At 57.9% G+C, this 20928-nt stretch carries 18 protein-coding genes and 2 pseudogenes; 11 read left to right on the top strand and 9 right to left on the bottom strand.

Going from position 1 to position 20928, the window contains the following annotated elements; translation table 11 throughout:
- From ACXJKO_RS04670 to ACXJKO_RS04655, 4 genes are all read left to right on the top strand, one after another.
- A partial coding sequence (locus ACXJKO_RS04670; RefSeq protein ID WP_457089914.1) for a DDE-type integrase/transposase/recombinase occupies positions 1–334 on the top strand: 334 nt, incomplete at its 5' end.
- Positions 335–669: 335 nt separating this feature from the next.
- Complete coding sequence (hfq, locus tag ACXJKO_RS04665) at positions 670–912, top strand: RNA chaperone Hfq (protein WP_457089913.1); 243 nt, start codon at positions 670–672, stop codon at positions 910–912.
- A gap of 28 nt (positions 913–940) precedes the next feature.
- Positions 941–1144 carry a hypothetical protein gene (locus ACXJKO_RS04660; RefSeq protein ID WP_457089912.1) on the top strand — a complete coding sequence of 68 codons (204 nt, stop codon included), beginning with the start codon at positions 941–943 and terminating at the stop codon, positions 1142–1144.
- A gap of 465 nt (positions 1145–1609) precedes the next feature.
- Positions 1610–2401, top strand: a complete 792-nt coding sequence (locus tag ACXJKO_RS04655) for a DUF1194 domain-containing protein (RefSeq protein ID WP_457089911.1) — start codon at positions 1610–1612, stop codon at positions 2399–2401.
- 55 nt (positions 2402–2456) lie between these two features.
- Here ACXJKO_RS04655 and ACXJKO_RS04650 read toward each other — a convergent pair whose 3' ends face one another.
- The 3 genes from ACXJKO_RS04650 to ACXJKO_RS04640 form a co-directional block, all read right to left on the bottom strand.
- Positions 2457–2855, bottom strand: coding sequence for a hypothetical protein (locus ACXJKO_RS04650; protein WP_457089910.1), 399 nt, complete (start codon positions 2853–2855; stop codon positions 2457–2459).
- Between the two features lie 26 nt (positions 2856–2881).
- A complete protein-coding gene (locus ACXJKO_RS04645; protein WP_457089909.1) occupies positions 2882–4141 on the bottom strand; it encodes an adenylate/guanylate cyclase domain-containing protein in 1260 nt (419 codons plus the stop codon).
- A gap of 578 nt (positions 4142–4719) precedes the next feature.
- Complete coding sequence (locus ACXJKO_RS04640) at positions 4720–5511, bottom strand: NYN domain-containing protein (RefSeq protein WP_457089908.1); 792 nt, start codon at positions 5509–5511, stop codon at positions 4720–4722.
- A 430-nt stretch (positions 5512–5941) separates the two neighbouring features.
- Between ACXJKO_RS04640 and ACXJKO_RS04635 the strand changes: the two genes are divergently transcribed.
- The 4 genes and pseudogenes from ACXJKO_RS04635 to ACXJKO_RS04620 all read left to right on the top strand — a co-directional run bounded on the left by ACXJKO_RS04635 (position 5942) and on the right by ACXJKO_RS04620 (position 10025).
- Entirely contained in the window at positions 5942–7087 is a 1146-nt protein-coding gene (locus ACXJKO_RS04635; RefSeq protein WP_457089918.1) for a competence protein CoiA, read from the top strand.
- 197 nt (positions 7088–7284) lie between these two features.
- Entirely contained in the window at positions 7285–8568 is a 1284-nt protein-coding gene (gene tnpC / locus ACXJKO_RS04630; protein ID WP_457089907.1) for an IS66 family transposase, read from the top strand.
- Between the two features lie 419 nt (positions 8569–8987).
- Positions 8988–9149 (top strand): annotated as a pseudogene (locus ACXJKO_RS04625) (recombinase family protein); the annotation flags it as partial.
- 30 nt (positions 9150–9179) lie between these two features.
- On the top strand, positions 9180–10025 hold the full coding sequence (locus ACXJKO_RS04620; RefSeq protein ID WP_457089917.1) for a recombinase zinc beta ribbon domain-containing protein: 846 nt from the start codon (positions 9180–9182) through the stop codon (positions 10023–10025).
- A gap of 463 nt (positions 10026–10488) precedes the next feature.
- Here the strand turns inward: ACXJKO_RS04620 and ACXJKO_RS04615 are convergent, their stop codons facing one another.
- The 4 genes and pseudogenes from ACXJKO_RS04615 to ACXJKO_RS04600 all read right to left on the bottom strand — a co-directional run.
- Positions 10489–11478 carry an adenylate/guanylate cyclase domain-containing protein gene (locus tag ACXJKO_RS04615; protein ID WP_457089906.1) on the bottom strand — a complete coding sequence of 330 codons (990 nt, stop codon included), beginning with the start codon at positions 11476–11478 and terminating at the stop codon, positions 10489–10491.
- Between the two features lie 353 nt (positions 11479–11831).
- Positions 11832–12506, bottom strand: coding sequence for a hypothetical protein (locus ACXJKO_RS04610; protein ID WP_457089905.1), 675 nt, complete (start codon positions 12504–12506; stop codon positions 11832–11834).
- A complete protein-coding gene (locus ACXJKO_RS04605; protein WP_457089904.1) occupies positions 12503–14092 on the bottom strand; it encodes a hypothetical protein in 1590 nt (529 codons plus the stop codon). Before ACXJKO_RS04605 ends, ACXJKO_RS04610 begins: the two co-directional genes overlap by 4 nt.
- A 349-nt stretch (positions 14093–14441) precedes the next feature.
- Positions 14442–14767: pseudogene (locus tag ACXJKO_RS04600) on the bottom strand (YkvA family protein); the annotation flags it as partial.
- A 167-nt stretch (positions 14768–14934) separates the two neighbouring features.
- Here ACXJKO_RS04600 and ACXJKO_RS04595 point away from each other — a divergent pair.
- The 3 genes from ACXJKO_RS04595 (at position 14935) to ACXJKO_RS04585 (ending at position 16987) form a co-directional block, all read left to right on the top strand.
- Positions 14935–15558, top strand: coding sequence for a recombinase family protein (locus ACXJKO_RS04595; protein WP_457089903.1), 624 nt, complete (start codon positions 14935–14937; stop codon positions 15556–15558).
- 80 nt (positions 15559–15638) lie between these two features.
- Positions 15639–16196: a helix-turn-helix domain-containing protein gene (locus ACXJKO_RS04590; RefSeq protein ID WP_457089902.1), complete on the top strand. Its 558-nt coding sequence runs from the start codon at positions 15639–15641 to the stop codon at positions 16194–16196.
- The gene (locus tag ACXJKO_RS04585) at positions 16112–16987 is read left to right on the top strand and encodes a transposase (protein WP_457089901.1); all 876 of its coding nucleotides are present in this window, start codon (positions 16112–16114) and stop codon (positions 16985–16987) included. The genes ACXJKO_RS04590 and ACXJKO_RS04585 overlap by 85 nt, the downstream gene beginning before the upstream one ends.
- A gap of 343 nt (positions 16988–17330) precedes the next feature.
- Here the strand turns inward: ACXJKO_RS04585 and ACXJKO_RS04580 are convergent, their stop codons facing one another.
- Together ACXJKO_RS04580 and ACXJKO_RS04575 are read right to left on the bottom strand one after the other, a co-directional pair.
- Positions 17331–18959: an FG-GAP-like repeat-containing protein gene (locus tag ACXJKO_RS04580; RefSeq protein ID WP_457089900.1), complete on the bottom strand. Its 1629-nt coding sequence runs from the start codon at positions 18957–18959 to the stop codon at positions 17331–17333.
- A gap of 774 nt (positions 18960–19733) precedes the next feature.
- Complete coding sequence (locus ACXJKO_RS04575; RefSeq protein WP_457089899.1) at positions 19734–20876, bottom strand: hypothetical protein; 1143 nt, start codon at positions 20874–20876, stop codon at positions 19734–19736.
- Between the last annotated feature and the right edge of the window lie 52 nt (positions 20877–20928).

The following is a 20928-nucleotide window of genomic DNA, read 5'->3' as shown; positions in this document are numbered from 1 at the left end:
ACCCCATACAGTCAGTCCGCGGACTATCACGGTCGACAAGAATACCGCCTATCCTGTAGCGACGAAGGCGATGAAACGTGCCGGAGAGCTCTGGCGGTTCGCCAAACTCCGGCAGGTGAAGTTCCTGAACAACATCGTCGAGCAGGATCACCGGCGCATCAAGCGCCTGGTCAGACCCGGATTGGGCTTCAAGAGCTTCGTGTCTGCCTCACAGACGATTGCCGGCTACGAGGCGATGGCGATGATCCGCAAAGGTCAGGTTTTGAACGCACCAGCAAACGATATGCAGGCTCAGCGTGATTTCATTGCTGCTCTCTTCGGCGTGGCCGCCTAACCTGAGGTCATCTCCGGCAGTCTCTTGATCTACGTCAGGGTTTGCAACGGAACCGAAGATTTTACGCCTTCCTGAAAGCTCCCCTGACCGAAGAAGCGGAGAACTCGACCCACATTTGGGAGCGACGGGTCACTCGTTGGTCGGCGGCTGGACTGTCGATGTCCGGTCTCTCGATCATCTGCCTCGTGTCCTGGCTAATCGCCGGGACGAACTCGTGAGGTCATCCGGAGTAGTCGAGATCTGTGCTGCTGCGGGGCAGCCATCGGACAGGTAGTCTGAGATGCGAAGATGAAATGTCCCCTCCTGATTGCGGAGGATGGCAACGGGAGCAAGGCATGACCGTCCAAGGCACCTCAACCCTCCAGGACACATTCCTGAATCATCTCCGCGACAGCAAGGCTGAGGTGACGATGTTTCTCGTGAACGGGATCAGACTTCAGGGGCAGATCAAGAGGTTTGACACCTTCACCGTTCAGCTTGTGCGGGGCAATAGCTCACAAGTCGTCTACAAACATGCCATCTCAACCATCATTCCAGTGGAAGCCATCCAACTGTTCGATTCCGGTGCTGAACGGTGATGCCGAGGGTCATGTCGAGGAGCCTGCTATGAACGAGGACGATGAGGAACGCTACCCAGGCATCACACTCTGGCAGTTCCTGATCGGGATCTTGAAGTCGATTGTCTGGTTCGAGATGTGGCCGATCTACCGCTGGACCGATCTCCACTCCTCTCCGAATGAAAAGGAAGTCAAGAAACGAGGCGATGAACCGGGTAAGACGCAGGCTGCTGACAGTCAGGAGAAGCCTTGATCCTTAAGTTCAGATGAAACCCGAAGAGCAGGGTTGGCCCCGAAATCCTCCATGTAGTGTGTTTGGGATTGCACGAGGTTTCGTGCAATCACCTTCCTTACATCCCACCCATTTCTCTCCGGTGAACATTCCTCCAGATTATCCTGCCCTCGATTCTCGTTCCGGTTCACCTTTCTCGGCATCGTTTCCAGAGCCTCCTCCGACGTTCCGACCAGCCTCTTGCGGTCCCCCTCGTTCCCTAAAGTTGTTTTTGACGGTCCAGGCATCGCTGAGCCTTAACCTGTGGGATGCCAACCTTCCTCCTCTTGCTGTCAGAGCATACCGGACGAAAAGCGCCTCGTCTGCCATGGAGACTGCTCGACCTCACGCTAAGTTGAGCAGGGGCTGGCCCGTTCACTAGGTCCGCGATCTTGCCCAATCGCGACGGAGATCCAGCTTCTGCTCAAAGCGGAAGGAGTGGATCGGATGCTTCGAGCCGTGCTCGCTGTTGTTGCCGCAGCCTGTTTGAGCCTTGTCGTCCCCGCTATAGCCAGAGCCGGAACTGAGGTCGATCTCGCGCTTGTCCTGGCGGTGGACGTGTCCCGATCCATGGACCCTGAGAAGCAGGAGTTGCAACGCCAAGGCTTCATCGAGGCGTTCCGTTCGCCCCTCGTTCATGACGCCATCCGCAACTGTATGTTGGGCCGGGTCACCGTCATCTACGTGGAATGGTCGGGTGTGGAGCATCAGGTAGTGATTGCTCCCTGGACCGTCATCGACAGCCCTGAGACGGCAATGGAGTTCGCGGAGAAGCTTGACCGCACCGAAATTGGCCGTGTCCGACGCACCTCGATTTCAGGCGCAATCGACTTCGGGGTGGGGTTGTTAGACCAAATCGGGGCTACAGCCATGCGGAAGGTAATCGACATCTCGGGCGACGGCCCCAACAGCAGCGGGAGGAGTGTCGTCGAGGCTCGGGACGAAGCGACCGCTCGGGGCATTACCATCAATGGATTGCCGATCATGCTGAAGCGGCCAAGCGGCTTTGGCGATATGGAGAACCTTGATCTCTATTACCGGAACTGCGTTATCGGGGGACCAGGATCGTTCCTCGTACCTGTCCGTGAACGCGAGCAGTTTGCTCAGGCCATCCGGACGAAGATCATCCGCGAAATCGCCGGTAGCCAATTCGAACCACTCATCAGGAAGGTCCAGGCCGAGGCTCCAGCGAACTGTTCGGCTGGGGAACGTCGGATGTACCAGAGGGACAGGAATTGAGATCCGCATTTACGAAACGGACGCAATCACTACCGCATCAAACAATTTTGGTGGCTCAATCCTGATTTTGGACAGGCTGGAGGTTCATTTCATCAATTAGGCCGGTGCGCTGGCTTTCGAGCATTCTGATCTTTCCCGATATCTGCTCCAGGGAGCCTCGGCTTGAGCCCCAGAACGCAATACCACCCAGTGTGGCGGTGATCCCCATCACCATAGCAACAGGACCAATTCGCACTAGGCCCAGGAGAGCGCCTCCGAATAGAAGTACGCCCGCTCCAGTCGCGATCTTAGCGACGACCATGCTCTTACGGCATTGCTCTGCCGCATCCGACAAGGCATCGATCTCCGCTTCCAGATCTGCAATCCGCTGGTGGGGATCGGTCATCCCATAAGCCAAAGCTTTTTCGTTGGTTCCGAGCCTCTGACGAGGAGGGATAAAAGCAAGACCACCCAAGCACCCTGTTTTCTGTCAGCCTGCCGCTACGTAGCTTGCCCCCTATGTCGCGTGAGATGCCAAGGAGATTGGGCGCACGAGCCGTCTGGAATCTGCGATTGCAAGAGGAACACTTTGGCTGGCCCAATTCCCTTCAGATCAACGTCGTCCAGGATCTTGGTCGGAAAATGACTGCGCAACCGCCAATAGGCCGACTCAGAAATGAGGATGCCTCCCGGAGCGGCGGAATGCTCAAGGCGGCTGGCAAGGTTCACAGCTTCACCCCAGCAGTCGAATGCTGGTCGTTTGGTTCCGATCACGCCTGCTACTATTGGGCCGACATGCAGACCAACCCGAATTTTCATTGGGTAGTCCATACGATCAGAAAGCTCAGCAACTATGCCCTGTATCGCAAGGGCGAACTTGGCGGCACGGTCTGCATGATCCGAGTCACCCCTCCTCTCAGACAATCCTCCGACAGCCATGTAGGCGTCGCCTATAGTCTTGATCTTTTCGATCCCATGTCGCTCTGCTTCGAGATCAAACCGCGAGAAGAGTTCATTGAGAACCTCGACGAGATGGGTTGGGCTTACCCGACGCGCTAACTCGGTGAAACCGACGAGATCAGCAAAAACAATACTCACCTCGCCATAAGCATCGGCAATCGCCGTCTCGCCAGCCTGAATACGGGCCACAATCTCCTTCGGGAGCATGGAGTGAAGGAGTTCCTCGACGCGCAGCCTCGATGCTTCCAGTTCGTGGCTTGTGGTAAACTGCCGTCGTGCCGAAAGCTCCCTCAAGCACGCAGAGAGCATACCGAGAGCAACAGCAGTACCGATGCTCATGTTGTTGACGATGATCATTCCCGGCTTGGAATTAGTGGCCAACACCTCGCAAACCACGAAGCTGGCCCATGAAAGAACGCAAAATGTTGTAAAGTATAAAATCCTGATCGGCAGAAGGCTGAAGCCAAACAGGATGACGAGAACGAGTCCAATGGCCCCATAGTCAAAACCACTGGCGAGGATTGAGTAGATAACAGAGAGACCTACTGCCGAAACGGTAACCGAAGCTGTGGATATTATCTCAAGATGCCTCTGAAGCGACTGAAGAAAGAGAAGTACAGCACAGACCCAGACGAACAGCGTGATTGCTCCACGGATTGCATGGGTTATCTCCCAGCTTCCGGGGTCGATGATACGGTCCCAGATGAAGAAGACGTAGTATAACGTACTGCCGAGGAACATAGCAGCCTGGACGTATGGTCTTTGTGAGAGGGAGAACACCTCTACAAATTTGCGCTCCATTGCCTCATTAGAGAAGCGAAGACCTACCCGGGCCAGCCAACTCCACATGTCCCCACTTTATCCCCTGTGAACCGAACTAGCACTGAGCCCAATATTAGCCGCAGTGCCCCCATCCATAGATACTGACAATTTATGTTGGCGACGATGCTAGCCTACATGATCATGCTGGGCGATGCTGGCGCTCTATAGGAGGTTCCACAGGATGGCTGCGGTGGGTATCCGAGGTAATCAGTTGGGCATAACCCTCGTTGACTGCTCTGTTTCTCGTCAACGATGATTTGTTGTCCATCTCGAAATTCAGCGACAAGGTCTCTTTCACGTCCCCGACCCGCTTCCCTGCATTCCTTGCCTACCTAAAATCATTATGCACTGACTGCTCCGAGATCAGGCGACCAGAGGCTCCTCGGAGGGTCACCGACCAAAACCGCAGATAGAGACCATTGTTGAGAGTGCCGACGACGACAGTGAGGATCAGGGCAAGAATAGTTTTGGGACGTGGGATTGACCCTACGGATGGATCTCACCAGCCGTGAGCGCCCCCGGTAAAATATTGGTGCTGAGCCCTATCCGAGAGAATGTTAGGAACTCTGCTTCTTGACTGCACTTCGCTGCCGAGGCTGCTTCTTCGCCGGGGCCTTGGTTTCCCGAAGCATAGGGCGAACCCGTAGTCCACCAGTGTCAGCCTGAACGACTTCGAACGCTCCGGTCTTCCGAACCAGATCACTCAGCTTGCGATAACCGTAGGTGCGAGGGTCAAAGTCTGTTGCAATGTTGAATAACCGCTTGCCTAACATCGCAAGGCTGACCCAGCCCTCTTCACCTTCGATTTGAGACAAGGCTTTCTGGAGGAGAGGGATTGCAGCGCTCGTTGGTTGCAGCGATTTCACCGCTTTGGCTGTCGCTTCCCCAGGCGTGGGAGTCTCAGGAAGCAGGAGGTTTTCGGTGTAGATGAAGCGACGGCATGCCTGCCGGAAGCTCTCCGGAGTTTTCCGCTCTCCGAACCCGTACACGTCCAGTCCCTGCTCACGAATGCGAGATGCGAGGCGGGTGAAATCGCTATCGGAGGAGACGAGGCAGAACCCGTCAAATCGTCCGCTGTGTAGGAGATCCATGGCGTCGATCACCAGGGCGATATCAGACGCGTTCTTGCCTGCCGTGTAGGCGAACTGCTGCTGGGGATTAATTGCATGCTGCGCCAGGATATCGGCCCAAGGCTTCAGACGCTGACCTGAAAAGTCCCCGTAGATACGGCGCACGCTGGCTTCTCCGATCTTAGCGATTTCCTCAAAGAGTCTGCCTGCGATATTTGCCGATGCATTGTCGGCATCAATGAGGACGGCGAGACGGGTAGAGCGGATTTCTGAGGCCATAAGACTTCCGAGGAGTGTGTGAACTCATAAGGTCTATGATGTATAGAGCGGAGCCTGTGTGAAGTGAATGTTACTAGAAGACAGCCTGTCCGTTCTTCCGAGCGGTGATCCCACCATACGCCTGCGTCTGAACGGCTTAGGGGAGCATCCCTACGGTTCTCGGCTAGCCCTCGATGGCCCTTGTCTCTAAAATCTTTTTGCCGTCCGTCTGGAGACCCGCATGACCGGCTCCCGCTAGGGAGGACTGAGACCCAAATTTCGAAGCTTGGGAGCCGCTCCGAGAGAGTACGATGGTGCCGAGGGTTGGGCTAGAAGTCATTCGGGGCTGGATCAGTTCTTCGATTGGGTCGGATTGGCCGGAAATGCGCCTTGGCATAAGGGCACGAGTTGTGCTGACTTGCTACGTGTTGCGACCAGAGCGTTGTTTGTCATGCCAATACGGTGCGTTGATCCTACAGGCCAGAGCATCCAATCTTTCGATCTATCGGAGAACGAGTGGCAGACCCTTGAGTTTGAGAACAAGAAGTCACGCCATCTCAGGATGCCGTGCTGCTCTGTACATGTAACACTCAAGCGGTCTCGCCTTGGAACACGGTTCTTCGCCCATAAGATTATTGGGTCGTGCGCGACGGCCCCTGAGACCGAAGAACATCTCCACCTGAAGCAGATGGCCGTGATGGCGGCACGCGCTCATGGCTGGACGGCACAAACCGAGGCGACAGGTATCACGCCCGAGGGTGAGGAATGGAGAGCCGACGTTCTCGCCACTAAGGGGAAGCACAGGGTTGCTGTCGAAATCCAGTGGTCAGGTCAGACGAACGACGACACCATGCGGCGGCAAAAGCAGTACAAGGACTCAGACGTTCGTGGCCTCTGGCTCCTGCGTCAGCCCGGTTTCCCGGTCACGCGCGACCTGCCCGCCGCGTGCATCGGTGGAAGTTTGAAAGAAGGGTTTCAAGCCCTCATTCCAACGCACCCGTACATGAATGCACGGGACCGGAACACCCCGGATCGTTGGCACCAGATCGTGCCGATGGAGCAATTTCTGAATGCCGCCTTCAGCAAGCGTCTGCGGTTCGGCAAGCCTCAGCCAGAAGTGGAAGAAGCAGTCGATCCCAACATCGTCAACGTGACCGTTACCGTCCATACGGGGGTGCTGGATTGCTGGCACTCTTCCTGTGGGGCAAAGACGCGCATCGTCACCTTCATCAACATCATGCCTGATGACCTTCAGTTCAGGGTGTCCAATCTTGACTCTGAAATCCTGCGGTTTGTCCTCGACCAGCTACCGTCCGATCTCGGGATTGGGCGGATCAAGCCTCGCCACAGTAAGACCGTTGATCAAACCTACATGAGCAATGGATGTGTGCGCTGCGACAGGCTGATCGGTGAGCACTACGAGCATGACGCCTGGGGCATTGACGAAACGCTCCATACCTTCCCGATGTGGATTACGCGAGAACGGCTCAAGGCTCTGCGTGAATCCCGTGGGTACGACGAAGAAGAGAGATACGCCGTTGAGATGCCCGAACCAGAGACTTGGAATGTCGAATCAGGAGACACCAGTTCTGACTAAACTGCTGACCAATACTATCTAAGTGCCCAGTTTTGATCCGCAGCCTTGTCCCTCCCGCCTTCTCCAAGCAACTTACCCTCACCGAAGGCGGCTTCGGCTCCATACTCCACGCCCGCAGCGAACTATAAAAATGATCCTCCGATGACGTAATTACCCAGGCCCTTGCGTGAACTGGGTTTCGCTGATTCCTTGCTCTTATGGGCCGCAGCGATCTTGAGCGTCTGAGCAAGGAAGAGCTGATTGAGCTGGTGCTGCGACTGCAGCGACCGCATAAGACTTCGCGCACCTCGTCCGAGCCACCCGCGACGGATCGCAAGGAGCGTCGGGATCAGGCCAAGCCCGGTGGCGCCAAGCCGGGACATGAAGGTCACAGCCGCGCCATGAGCCAGGATGTCGATCATCTCGTCGAGCATCAGCCTGAGCAATGCCCGTGCTGCCGCGCCAGGCTGTCGACCGATCTTCCTACCGAGACCGTGAGCGAACACGACACGATCGAGCTGCCCGCGATCAAGCCATGGATCGAGCGCCATCGGCGCCTTGCAGTTCGCTGTCCGTCCTGTGGGGCGCGGGTTGTCGCCCCCGTGCCAGAGGCCGCAAAGGGAACGCTGTTCGGGCCACGCATCCATGCCTTGGCAACCTATCTCAAGACCTTCCAGAGCCTGTCCTACGAGCGGCTGCAAAGCGCGTTCGCGGACCTGTTCGGTCTCACCGTCAGCCAAGGCGGCCTCATGACCATGCTGCGCCGGGCGCAGGGCGCCTTCGTGGCCGAGCGTAACAAGGCCATCGCGGCGTTGCGCCAGGCGCGGGTCATCGCCTCCGATGAGACCGGCGTTCGGATCGAGGGCTCCAACGCCTATCATTGGGGGTTTCGCTGCTCGGAGGCGGTGGTCCATCACGCTTCCCCAACCCGGGGCGCTATCGTGGTCCGGACCGTGATGGACGGGCACCGGCCCGCGGTCTGGTGTTCCGACCGCTATAGCGCGCAACAAGGCCATGCGGACGCGCACCAGACCTGCCTGGCCCATCTCGCCCGTGACGTCGCCTATGCCGATGAGGCGAGCGCGGATGTCCTGCCCTCCCGCCTCCAGCTGTGGTTGCACCGGGCCTTCGCCCTGGCGGAGGGTGTCGGAACGCTTGCCGCCTCGAGCATCGCCCGCAAGCGCCGCGTCCTGGAGCGAAGTCTGGACGCTATCCTGGCCGCGCCGACAGCCTGCGATCTGGCCCGCGATCTTCAGAACAAGTTCCGGCGCGCCCGCGACCAGCTTCTGACCTTCGCCCACTGGCCTGGACTGGTTGATGCGACAAACAACGCCTGCGAACGGGCCCTCAGACCCGCCGTCATTCAGCGCAAGGTGACCAATGGCTACCGGGCCATGTGGGCCGCCGAGGGCGAAGCGGACATACGCACGGTCGTTGACACGGCTCGCCTCCGCCCGGGAACCACCGCGTTCAACACAATCCTTCAGACTGTGTCCGCCTGAACCTCAGTTCGAAATAGGGGCGTGGGTAATTACCCGATGACGGCGCTACATCTCTGGATAAATAGAGAGCCGCTGAGCCACCTCATCATGGAAGATTACCTTATCGAAGGATCGAATCCGCTCATCAGACGCCAGATCTCGCCCGCAGATCAGCATTGTCAGGAAGTCGTGGTGAGGTGGAACCGTCCTTGGCCTCGTATTTGGGTTTGCCCAACATGCCGCCCGACGCGGGTATGGCTCTGCCTGACCATTTCCAAGCTGGTCGCCCGGTCTCTTAACTTCGATATGAAGACCTAGCGTCCTACCGTTAGCGCTTTCAAAAATCAGCAGAATGTCGGTCTCGATTCCAGTGCCAATTCGGCAAGCGCACTTCGAATCCTTCCCACACCAGTAGTTGAACCAGTAAGGGTTTTTTCCATAATGAGCTTTATGTTGGACGGTACCGCTGGAATAAGCTGAAATTCATGAAGCCGCCTGGGTCCAATAAGCGGGTGTCCGTCTCCAAGGACGAAGTTGAGCATGTCGTTGTGGACATGCCGGAATATCGCATCGTCCCTCAAGCACTTTGGGATGCAGTCCAAGGGATCAACAACGACAATGGGAAGGTCCACATGTCCCATTGTCGGATCCCGCCGCGCCTACTCTCGCAGCTTCTGAAATGCCCTGCGTGCGGCGGGGGCATCTCCTCCACCGGGGTCGAGAAGAAAACAGGGAAAGTCCGGGTCGGGTGCTCTACCCATAAGGAAAGCCGCTCGTGCCCCGATCCGCACACCTTCTATCTGGAGTGGATCGAAGAGACGGCCTTGGATACCCTAAAGCATGGACTGGAAGATCCTGCTGTCATCAATCGAGCCATCAAAGCATACGAAGACGAACGTCGTAGCGCTGCGGCCAAAGCAGTGGATGAGAAGGCGTCTGTCGAGAAGCGCATTACGGATCTGACGCGTAGGCTCGACCGCCTGAATCGAATGCTCATTGAGGAAATTGGCGACGAGCAGGAGAACAGCCGCGCCGTGAAACAAGCCGCAGCCGAGAAGCGTGACCTTGAGACGAGGCTTGAAACCCTGAAGCAGGAAGCACCCGATAATGTGGTAACGCTCCAGCGCCCTGCCCTGCGTCGCTACTTGGCTGCCCTTGAGGATCTTCGGGGTGCTATCGAACGCCGCTCCCTAGCGGGGGACCACGGTCCTGCCAAGGTCATCCGCAAGTTTATCGAGGGGTTCTACGTCCATGGCGAGAAGGACGGAAAGCCGAAATGGGTGGAGGTCAAGGGGCGGTTAGCTCAATTGTTTGACCAGTCGGCTCAGGTTCAGAACTCCTCGAAGGAAGCTCGTCGCAATTCGTCGTGGGGAAAGGTGGTAGCGGAGGTCCGTTTCACGCGCTCCCCACACATACAGAGACCATTGTTTTTCCTGGGCTCTAACGACGATACGGCGCAGCTTGGGGCGAGCACATAGGAGAGATCGGGCTCACTGGTAAGGCTCATCGTCCCAGCCGCCCTCCCCGTCAGAATGAACCCAAGCTGCACCGAGATCGTTCCTGTCTTGTTCTCAACCTCTGTCTTCACTCTATGGTCGAACGGCTTTCAGACTTCCCGTGGGTGATCGTTCGGATCGACTGCCCTCTGTGCCCTCACGGGAAGGGGCAGTATCGGCTGGCGCGGTTGGCTGAGAAGTACGGGGCTGACATCCAGTTGTGCGATTTGATCGACAGAGTTGCCCTCGACTGCCCAAAGAAATCACTCCCGTGGGAGAGACCTCCGAACCAGTACGATCCCCTGTGCAGGGCCAGATTCACCGACATTGAGGCGACTAGCCACCCTACCCCGGACCTTCCGCCGATCATGCGGAAGCTCACAGTCATCCAAGGCGGGAGAAGGTAACCGAGAAGCGCACTAGAAACAGGTCTCATGGGCGCTCTTCAACCATTGGCACGGCTCGCATTCGCTTCGATCACCCGTCTGAGAAGGTCCTTGAGCGTTTCGCGCTCCTGATCGGAGAGCGGAGCCATCAACCTGTCCTGCGCGACGATCACCGCCGAACGCAGCCTCAAACGTACCTCTATGCCCTCGGATGTCAGGCTGAGCAGCCGCTGGTGGGGCCGACCGGGATCGGGAGCCTGCGTGATGAACCCCCGCTGTTCCAGGCGGGCAACACTTCCCTTGGCAACGGCCCGCTCGATCCCCACCCGCTCGGCCAACTGGCGAAGCTCGGTACCGGGTGCATCCATGATGGCCGCAAGTACGGGAATGTCGATCCCCTTGAGGTCCGCAGTTTTGGCGACTTCTGTCATTGCAGCTATACAGATCGTCTGGAACTGCCGAGCCCAATAAATCTCAAAGCGCCTGTGGTCGAAGAGTGTCGTCCTCGAAGGTCGCTCGCCGCTCGGGCGCGTCAAGTATGCGCGAATAGGGTTGAGGTTCTTCACGGCCTGTAAGCCGAGGTCTTCGAACACCAACGGCAGCACCCGATGCACATAGTCGTAGGTCGCCCCAGACACGCACACTGAGCCCGGTTGCGCTAATCCCTCCAGACGGGCGGCGACATTCACGCCATCTCCGAACAGGTCGCCGTCCCTGACCATGGCCTCACCGACATGCACGCCAATCCGGAACATCACCCGCCGTTCGTCAGGAACCGCTTCATTCACGGCGGCAACCCTTTCTTGGATAGTGATGGCGCATTGTACGGCGTCCACGGCGCTCGGAAATTCCGCCAGGATGCTGTCGCCTGCCGTGTTAGCAATCCGTCCTCCCTGCCGCTCGATCTCACGATCTGTGATCTCGCGATGAGATGTAAGCAGACGCAGGGTGCCGCGCTCATCCGTATTCATAAGGTGGGTGTAGCCTGCCACGTCGGCGCAGAAGATCGCCGCGAGCCGACGTTGGATACCGGGCACAGACTTGGTCATCTGCTCACCGCGTCGTTATGGAGAAGCTTGGCCTGAAGCCGGGTTGCCTGCTTTAACTTATCACGGCCAGACCTCTCGTACTGAGGAATGGGTCCAGTTATGTGATCTGATTGACAGGATGCACTCGACTGCCCAAGGAAGTCCCTGCCCTGGGAGCGATCTCCAGACCAGTATGACCTCAATTGCAAGGCCCGGTTCACTGACCTTGAGGCTCCCAGTCCCCCTCCCCAGACCTTCCTCCAATGATGCGTAAGCTCACCGTCATACCGGGTGGAAAGCGGTAAAGGTGGATAGGAGAAGTCCGATCCGGCGTCCCATCAGGACCGGGGATCGTTGTTCCCGAATTATACCGCTTACCAGTCCTTCTGTTTGATTGTGCGAACTTCTCTGGGCATTCGATAAATGCCGTCGTCAACCGCAACTCCACCACCTGGGCGTGACTGCGTTTCAATCGTGGCTTCCGGCTCTGGTGCGGTGCGGTTGGCAAACTCTTCCACGTTGAGTGCCGCATTGATACTTTGCTCGCTCATGCCGACAACAGCCCAGGCGAGTTCTTTTCCGTCGAAGCCTTTTTCAAGCACCATCACGCCGCGCAACTGCCCGGAAGCTGACCGCTGAACAAGGGTTTTCAGGTCGCTGGTGAACACACGCTCGTCCACTTTGTTCACCTGGGGCGCAGCACCGCTCTGCCTAACCTGTGTGGCCTTATTCATCTCGCCTTCAATCTCGGTGAAGGTATCCTGCGCACTGACCAACTTTTTCATGAATCCGACGATGGCGGCTTCGGCCTGCATCTCGGCAACCTTCTGCTCCTTCAAGACGCCGCGCCGATCCGGAAACTCCACTGCCCGCTCGGCTCGCGCAGAAACCCGCCGCAGTTTGCCATTGGGCTTGTATTCAACGGAAATTCCGTCCACGCCCGCTTCCCAAGTGGCGCTGCCGTCAGGGTTGACCGAAACCTCACCGGCCCAGGCCGTTCCCATCCCCAGTGCCACCGAGAGCCCAAACGCGCCTATGATCGTCTTCATGATTTCGCTCCATCGAATTTGACAACGAATTTGGGCCTACGGCTGATTGTTTCGGCTTCCACTTCTACAATAAGGTAGAAGTCGCTGCGCGCCGCAACGACGTAACAGGTATTCTGATAGCCCGACATGGCCAGAATCCAGGGATACTGCTCTGCACCATCAGAGAACGCAAAATGCTTTGCACTATTGTTGTTGTCTCCGAAACGATGCTCCCTGATGATCCCGCCGTCCTTGTCAACAAACGACAGACGAAGGCGCGGGATGTCGTTTCTCCGACCCCCTGCGCCAACCGAAGAAATATTATTCGTACGCGGCCTCACTTCATCAAACGTATACAGTTCAAAGAACTCATCGCCGCCGCCGCGCTGCACCCTCTCGCTGTATTTTGAGGAGGTCCAGAACTTGTTTCGCAGAATGCCGACAGAGAAGCCGGATCGCTGCCTGTTGCCCACTCCGCACGATGTGCTCATGTTCCTGGCCCAGGGGTGCGCGGCAACTTCCTCTTGGTTGGAGGCCACCTGCCGGAAACTATCGACCATGTTCCCAAGGAAATCCTGCTTGAGCCTTACGGAAACTGGAATGACAATGGTAGCGGTCGTGTTCATGTTTCGCGATTGCACGTACTGCCGCGCCGCGTTGTCATTCATCAGGCTCGATTCGGTGAACATCTTCGGCTGGCCAACACCAATGTCACTTACTTCACCAGACAGAATTTGCTCCTTTCTGTCGTAAACGATCTCCTCCGCATTTTTTTGCTTATCGATGTTGTTAACGAGGGCTTCCGGCAGAGCGCCACCAAGCTCTCCTTGGCCCTCTCCAAGCTTCTTTACGTAGGCTTTGAAGTCATCAATGCGAATGGATACTTTGGCATCCACGCGCACGAACTTTCCGTCCTGTGTCACCTTTACCGGCTCGAAGCCTCTGATCGTTCCTTGTGAGTATTCACGCACCTTGGAGTCGATGGAGACGGTTTCTGAACGAAGTCCTTCTTGGATTGTCAGTTGAGTGTCGGCATCGATAAAGGTTCCGACCACCTGCTTGAGAGCGTTTTCGGCAGCATTTTTAGATGCACCCTCAACGTCTTCGCCAATTCCGCTGGCAAGAACAGTTTTGACAATGCGTTGCGCTTGCCCCGGTTTATCGTAAACCTGCCCTGTACTGGCCGTGCTCGCCGACCCCGTTTCGATATCCGAGAAATCGTCGCCACGCGAAGCTGTTTTCTGCGGTTGCTGCGGTTCTACGTGGACGAGGAGCGAATTGGCCACATACCCTGCCGTGCTCCCATGCTGAACCTGACACCAGACCTGACCAGTCTCGTTCGTCTGGCATCCATTGGTCCTGACCGTGGTTCCCGACTTGATCTCGGCTTTCTTGCGAAAGGCGGCGGCAGGACCCTCGCGCAGAGCGGCAAACCCATCGCTGAGCGGGGTTTTAATGATGGCAGTGTTGGCTCCCGACACGGCAGCGGGTCGATTTCCGCCGCGTGGCCCTGCGTTCCCTGGTGAAGCAAATTGCACATCCTCAAATTCGTTTACTTGCGGAGGACGTTGCTGCGGGTACATCTGGGGATAGCCCGGCGGGCGCATCTGGGGATGACCCTGCGGGCCGTATGGATATCCTGATGGAGATTGTGGTCCTTGCGGAGGGTAACCGTGACGCTGTTGCGGAATTTGCTGGAGAACCCCTCCTATAATGGACCCGAAAATATCTGCGGGGTTCTGCGCAGCCGCCGGGGCTACACTATTAAGGATAAGGAGACTGGCTCCGATCAAACCGCAACATCTCATCGTTTTACTTCCGGTTCGCCACCTCGACTTGATTTTCAACGCAACTTTCGCTTTGGGAAAGTRCCATTCGTGAGTAGCAGCGCCTCAAAGTTCGCGCCGCGTTCGGACAGGTCGAGGTTGAACCAAGCCCGTACAGAGGTGTCCTGCACCAGATCATCAGCACGGTTGCGGCTGCTAATGCGCGAGATGGCCTCACCGGCCTTCCCTCACGGGCCGTGGCTTCAGCCCGAAACTCCGCCATCAGGCCCGGCGGTACGAGCTTGACGGCAAGCATGATCCCCAGCGGCACGATGAGAAGATCATCGAGATAGCCCAGCATCGGCACGAAATCAGTGATTAGGTTGATGGGTGAGAGTGCATAGGCGGCGACGGCTCCAGCAGTGGCCTTTGCATACCAAGGCACTTGGCGGTCACGGGCGGCTATAGCGCCACAACATCGCGCTTAATGACTCGCACCCATTGCTTCCGCCCCATGGATAAATCCGACTGTCATGCCGCCTCCTGTACGAAAGCCCATTCTCTGGTTCAGCTTGGGCATGAAGAGGAGAACCAGCGGGCGCCGGTTCAGTTTCCGTAAGCTTGACAGTTCAAAATGAACTGCTATCATATGAACCATCCTAAATGAACCTTTCGAGACTTCGATGTCTGTTCGAGCGTACCTACGAGCTTCAACAGATCAGCAGGACGCCACCCGCGCGCGAGAACAGATTGAAGCGTTTGCTGCCGAACGTGGTCTCCAGATCGCGGCGTTCTATATCGAGAACGAGAGCGGCACGAAACTCGCCCGTCCTGAACTGTTCCGGCTCCTCTCTGACGCTCACCCTAACGACATATGTTTGTTGGAAGCCGTTGATCGTCTGACACGCCTTACTGCAGCAGATTGGGAACGGTTGAAATCCGAGCTTGCTGCCCGCCGTGTTCGAGTCGTCGCCCTTGATCTTCCTACATCGTGGATGATGTTGAACACTAATGCCGATGACTTCAGCGCCAGGATGTTCGATGCGATCAATGGGATGATGCTCGATATGCTCGCCGCCATTGCCCGTAAGGACTATGAAGATCGTCGCCGTAGAACTGCACAGGGCCGCGAGAGAGCGAAGGCCGCAGGACTCTACAAGGGTCGGAAAGAGGACACCGCCCGCAACGCTGGTATCGCATCCATGCTCAAGGCTGGTTCGTCATGGACCCAAATCCAAGCCGCGACCGGGTGCAGCCGCGCCACCATCGCAAAAATTGCAAAGCGGGCCAGCGCGGTTCCTGCTTAAGTGAGGGGGAGAAACTAGTGGGTCGTCTGCCATCGGCTCTGGTATAGTGGTATGGTGATCCTCGTGCTGCGAGGTGCCCCATGTCGCGCCACCAGAGAGATCCGCTTCGCCCGCTTACCCCAGAGGAGCGCACAGAGCTCACCCGCCTGAGCCGCTCCCAGAGTGCCCCTGCCGCCGAGGTCGACCGCGCCCGTGCCCTGCGGGCGATTGCCGATGGCGCCAGCTACACCGCCGCTGCCCATCTCGTCGGGCGCGGCCACAACGAGACGATCTCGGCCTGGGTCAGCCGCTTCAACCACGAGGGCCTGGCCGCCGTGCGCCCGCACCATGGCGGCGGGCCACGCACCCGCTATGGAGCCCAGGAGCAGCAGCGCATCCTGGCCGAATGGGCGCGAGCGCCACAGCGGGAGCAGGATGGCAGCGTCACCTGGTCGCTGAGCCTGCTGCAGAGGGCCCTGCGCCGGGCCCCGGATGGCCTGCCGCGGGTGAGCCGGTTCACCATCGCCCGCACCCTGCACGAGGCGGGCCTGAGCTGGCAGAAGAGCCGCACCTGGTGCGAGACCGGCGTGAGCCTGCGGCGGCGGAAGGACGGGCTGGTGCGCGGCAGCGATCCGGATGCGGCTGCCAAAAAAAGCTAATCGAGCAGGCCTACACATCCGGCACGCAGCTGGGACTATCGGTCTGGTGCGAGGACGAGGCGGGTCCCTTCCAGGCGGTGCCGCATCCGGGTGTGTCGTGGCAGCCGTGCGGCTGCCCTGCCACCCAGCCGCACGAGTATGTCCGCGGCGGCACGACCAAGATCCTGACCCTGTTTCATCCCGCCTCCGGCCAGGTGCGCCTGCAATCGGCCGAGCGATGCACGAATGCGGCGCTGCATCCGTGGCTGCGGGAGCACCTGAGCGCAGTTCTCGCGGAGTTGCCGGCACCGGCTCCCGTGCAAGATCCCGCCGCTACGCGCGCCGCCTGGGAGATGTGGCAAGCGGGATTGACGCTGCCGTTTACCTTGCCGGAGGAGTTGCCGCCGCTGCGGCTTCTGCTGGTGTGGGACAATCTCACCGGCCATAAGACGCCCGAGCTGGTGCTGTGGTTGTGTGCGCACGGGATCATGCCGTTGTACACGCCCGTGGGCGGCAGTTGGCTCAACATGGCCGAGTCGATCCAGCGCGTCCTCAAATGCCGCGCGCTCGCCGGGCAACATCCGCACAGCCCTGTGGAGATCGGCCGCTGGTTCGAGCAGACGGCGCGAAGCTGGAATGCACAGCCGACGCCGTTTGTCTGGAACGGCAAACGCAGGCAGCGACGACGGCGCGCGTCCCAGAACCCGCTCCACCGCCTCGGCGGCTCCGGAGCTTGTACGCGCCAGCCACTCCCTCAGCAGAGAGCAAAGGAGCCAGCAAAATGCCAGATCCTACAGCAGACGACCCACTAGTGTCGATCAGACCACTGGCGTGGGTTCGTTTTCGATACAGGAGATCAGGGGCCAGCAGGGCCTGGACAATCAGTTCCACGTCCGTGCGGGTGCTTCACACGTCCGAATTTCTCGTGGTTCAAGAGCTTCGCCAAAAATACGGAGAGGTTGAACTCATTGAGCTTCGGTGGCGCTAGGGGCACCAGCTTGGGATCAAGGGAGGCAAGCACCGCTATACGAGTTTGTCGGCCTTCCCTCCTCTTGGCCGCATCAGCGATGTTTGAGCACGATCTCCACCTGCGGCTTTACATGAAATGATGACAGGCGAAGGTTGGTCTTGGCAGCCTTCGCCCGCATATCTGGCTCAGATCACGTAGAAATCGGCGGCAGTCATCGCGAGATTCTTGGCCACCTGGGCGAACCGGACCATGCCGCCATCGCCCTTGCCATCAGCGTCGTAGTAGAGACCGCCATCGGCGTTGTCGTAGATGATCTTGGCCTCGCTGTCCTCACCGATCAGGCGGAACAGGTCAGCGCCCATCTTCTGCGGGCTGGCCGGGGTGCCCCAGCCGATCTCCCTGAACACGGCGTTGTCGAGCCAGATCGAATCGTCCGCCACCTTGAAGTCTGTGATCCGGTCCACATTGCGCTTGAGCGGGCTGTCAAACACGAAGGCATCTTTGCCCTTGGCTCCGGTCAGAATGTCGTTGCCAGCCCCGCCGATTAGTTTGTTGTTGCCCGCGTCACCCTTCAGGTTGTCCTTCAGGTCGGTGCCCCAGAGGTACGCCGCCTTCTTCGACATGTTGAGGTGGGTGTTGAACGTCCACTTGTCGGTGCCAAGCCAGCCGTTCGCCTTGCCCTCCTGCTGGTAAGACAGGAAATCCATGCGGCCATCTTTGTTGAAGTCCATGGCGAGAATGGTGCCTTGGAAGTCCTTGAGCATCGACGCGGGGGCCGGTTTGAACTTGCCACCGGAGTTGATCCAAATCAGGGTCTGACTCGATGGCGTGCCGAGATCGCTCTGGGCAACCAAGTCCTTGTCGCCGTCATTGTCGATATCAGCGGTCTGGATGGTCTGATCCCAGTGACCTTTGCCGTCCTGCTTGATCCGGGCCTTCGTCTCATCCCTGAAATGACCGCTGCCGTCGTTGATCAGGATTTGCATCTTCCGGCGGTTATGCGCCGTGGTGGACAGAATTAGGTCGTTGAAGCCATCGCGGTTGATGTCGGCGCTAACGATATCCGTCGTGAAAGCATCCCTCATGAGCGACCGGGGCAGTTCTGCTTCGGAGTTGGGAAGGAAGTTGCCCTTGCCATCGTTGAGGTAGGTGACGCCCGCAATCGTGGCATCGTTGGTGAACCCCGCCACCAGATCAACCGCACCGTCGCCGTTGATGTCCGTGAACAGGCTCGAAAAGATCGAGTTCTTCGCCTCGTTGAAGCTTTTACCGATCCTGTCCGGAATATCGTCGCTCTGGGTCAGTCTACCCCGACCATCGTTGATGAAAAGGTAGGGGCCGATCTCCCTGTATTCCGGGCCGCCCACGAACAGGTCGATGTCGCCATCATTGTCAATGTCGCCGCCAGTGACATGGTGCGAAAACCCAGCGCGGTTCGGCAGCGTAGAGGTGGCGTTCGTCAGCTTGCCGCCGGAGGAGAGCATCAGGGTATTGCGCTCGCCAGGGGCAGAGTGGATATCGTAGCCGGTGTTGCCGGAGAAGAAATCGTCCACCCCGTCGCCATTGAGATCGCCCACAAACATCTCGCGAGCGTGGACGGCCTTGGGGACCGACTTCATGATCTTGGTCGAATCGAGAATGGACCCCGAAGACGTGACCGAAATAATTTCGAAGGGGCGGGTGACATCCTTGAATGGAGTTTCAGGACCGCCAAAGGCAAAATCCAGGCGACCATCCCGATTGAAGTCACCGATGCCGTAGGAGAGGATCGACCCCGTGTAGGAGAACTTATAGGTCTGGGTCTTGTAAGCCACTTTTGCCCCCGATAGCTCATTCTTTTATGAAGTGGACCTACGATAGCCATACCATCATTGACGATGTGTAAGAGTGCGAAAGTTTCCGATAAGGGATCGTTCCCCCACAATCTTGCGATTGGTAGACTCATATTCATGGGGAGGCGCTACCACGAAGCGGGAGTGCAATCAGGGTACACCTTGTATCCCAATATCAGGTGCCTCCGCTAACCTCGTGCTCCGGAATGGCCACTGGCGTCAGAAGCCCCTGAGACGCCAAATCTCGTCAAATACTACCTCGACCTCCTTGAACCGGCGTTCTGTATCGGCCTTCTGACCAAGAGGCTTGGTGTCAGGATGCAATCGCTTCCGGTACTCCCGCCTCACCGTCTCGGCCACCCATCTGGAGCAGTCTTGATCAAGCCCTACTCTGCGGAATAGTGCGTGATCGCCGTCATGGTTCTGCCGGGATGGCTCCACATTGGACCGCTCCCTTTCAAGGAGCGCAATTCGGTGCTGGGCACGAGCCAGATCAGCCTCAAGCTCGGACATGCGAGCATTCGCGTCCCGATGAAAGGACCGCAGCCATCCAAGGTCACTGCGATCCTGGTACGTCCTGGGGATAAGCCAAATTGCGATGATCCAGAAAATGAGGAGCGACAAGATCGGCCACTTCCCAATCATGATCACTGATCCCGTTGCTACAACCAGCCGGAGAATGCCGGGAGGAATGGCGGTTGTCTGTTTGACACCCCCTCCCACCGTGCCCAAGCCACTAGCGAACATGGGATGCTCTCACGCTGCGTCTAGCTGGAGTTCGATCTCCGCCGCAGACCTGTCGAAATCAGCCTGCATATCTTGATCTTCTAGCGCGAAAAGCTCGAAATCGCCGTAGCGAAAGACACCAAGCGGCTGTGCAAGCTCCTTCGCCTTCGGATGGAGGGCAGGGTTGCGAGCTACGATTGCCCCAGCCCGCAGTAGGCAATTGATCACCACTGCTTTTGCGTCCGGAGAGGGGGCACGGTTACTCCGCCCGGAAATACCCGCCACGACCCAGGTGCCATTCGAAAGCGGGTTCAACTCGATTACGACACTCTCAGCTTCTCCAATCAGCGGCGTGACATCCATGCGGTAGTAGTAAGCAAACCCCAGGACAACTTCGCCGATCTTGGTTCCCAGGCAATTCTTCATCTCCCGCCCAACCTCGATCATTTCCACAGCGGTCGTGAGCGGCATTAAGCCATTCTGACGTGGAAGGGGCGGAGGAGGAAACCGATCTGCCTTCTCGATCCATTTTTGGGCAAAGTCATCGAGGTCGCCCGCTTCCACCGCCTGACGGAGTCCCGAAGCAAGGGCGTTGTCCGCTGCTGACGAGCAAACGTCCTTAAGTAGCTGAACAAGGCTGTTTGCCTCCAGGGCTTTGCCGACGTGCCGAACGCGTTTGACGATTTCGGGATGGAGCAAGGCAGGATCGAGTACATCCACGATCTGGATACGAGCCGCATCAATGGGACCGCAGTATCGGAGAGCGTGCGCCTTCTGGGAATCCTTCTCGTCCATGAATATCTCGAACAGGCGGCGGTAAAGGTGCGGTGCGGCTAAAGGTTTATGGCCAATGCGTGCCAACGCTCGAAGGTATCCTCTTGGCACGGTGTCGGTAGAGAAGGCGGCAGCAATCAGGTCAGTCGCACGGCGGGCGCGGATCACATATCCCACACTGCGATGTTCTTCCCCCAAGCCCATCAGGAAGGGTGCGGGATCGTCTAGGTCTACAGTGGAGAGGACGGTGAAGGCGGCTTGGCGCTTGAGAACGGGAGCCTTGACGATATCGGCAAGGAGGCCGCGCGAGCCGCTGGTGTCGAGGATTGTAGCTTGATTGAGCGCCCATCCGCTGAAGGAGTGAGGGGCAGTAGAGTGTCGGATCGAGAGTAGGTCCATAGCATCTCCCAGCAGTACGCACAGGAAATGTTACAATGAATCTTGCGCCAAT

The organism is Microvirga sp. P5_D2 (genome assembly GCF_054049475.1).
The sequence above is the reverse complement of the archived record's forward strand: the minus strand, read 5'-3'. Positions and strand labels throughout refer to the sequence as shown.

Excerpts from the sequence above, each read along its gene's own strand:
- tnpC (WP_457089907.1), top strand. The coding sequence starts at position 7,285 with ATGGGCCGCAGCGATCTTGAGCGTCTGAGCAAGGAAGAGCTGATTGAG.
- ACXJKO_RS04595 (WP_457089903.1), top strand. The coding sequence starts at position 14,935 with ATGTCTGTTCGAGCGTACCTACGAGCTTCAACAGATCAGCAGGACGCC.
- ACXJKO_RS04590 (WP_457089902.1), top strand. The coding sequence starts at position 15,639 with ATGTCGCGCCACCAGAGAGATCCGCTTCGCCCGCTTACCCCAGAGGAG.
- ACXJKO_RS04645 (WP_457089909.1), bottom strand. The coding sequence starts at position 4,141 with ATGGAGCGCAAATTTGTAGAGGTGTTCTCCCTCTCACAAAGACCATAC.
- ACXJKO_RS04575 (WP_457089899.1), bottom strand. The coding sequence starts at position 20,876 with ATGGACCTACTCTCGATCCGACACTCTACTGCCCCTCACTCCTTCAGC.
- ACXJKO_RS04655 (WP_457089911.1), top strand. The coding sequence starts at position 1,610 with ATGCTTCGAGCCGTGCTCGCTGTTGTTGCCGCAGCCTGTTTGAGCCTT.
- ACXJKO_RS04635 (WP_457089918.1), top strand. The coding sequence starts at position 5,942 with ATGCCAATACGGTGCGTTGATCCTACAGGCCAGAGCATCCAATCTTTC.
- ACXJKO_RS04640 (WP_457089908.1), bottom strand. The coding sequence starts at position 5,511 with ATGGCCTCAGAAATCCGCTCTACCCGTCTCGCCGTCCTCATTGATGCC.
- ACXJKO_RS04605 (WP_457089904.1), bottom strand. The coding sequence starts at position 14,092 with ATGCGCCCGCCGGGCTATCCCCAGATGTACCCGCAGCAACGTCCTCCG.
- ACXJKO_RS04610 (WP_457089905.1), bottom strand. The coding sequence starts at position 12,506 with ATGAAGACGATCATAGGCGCGTTTGGGCTCTCGGTGGCACTGGGGATG.
- hfq (WP_457089913.1), top strand. The coding sequence starts at position 670 with ATGACCGTCCAAGGCACCTCAACCCTCCAGGACACATTCCTGAATCAT.
- ACXJKO_RS04615 (WP_457089906.1), bottom strand. The coding sequence starts at position 11,478 with ATGACCAAGTCTGTGCCCGGTATCCAACGTCGGCTCGCGGCGATCTTC.
- ACXJKO_RS04660 (WP_457089912.1), top strand. The coding sequence starts at position 941 with ATGAACGAGGACGATGAGGAACGCTACCCAGGCATCACACTCTGGCAG.
- ACXJKO_RS04620 (WP_457089917.1), top strand. The coding sequence starts at position 9,180 with ATGTCCCATTGTCGGATCCCGCCGCGCCTACTCTCGCAGCTTCTGAAA.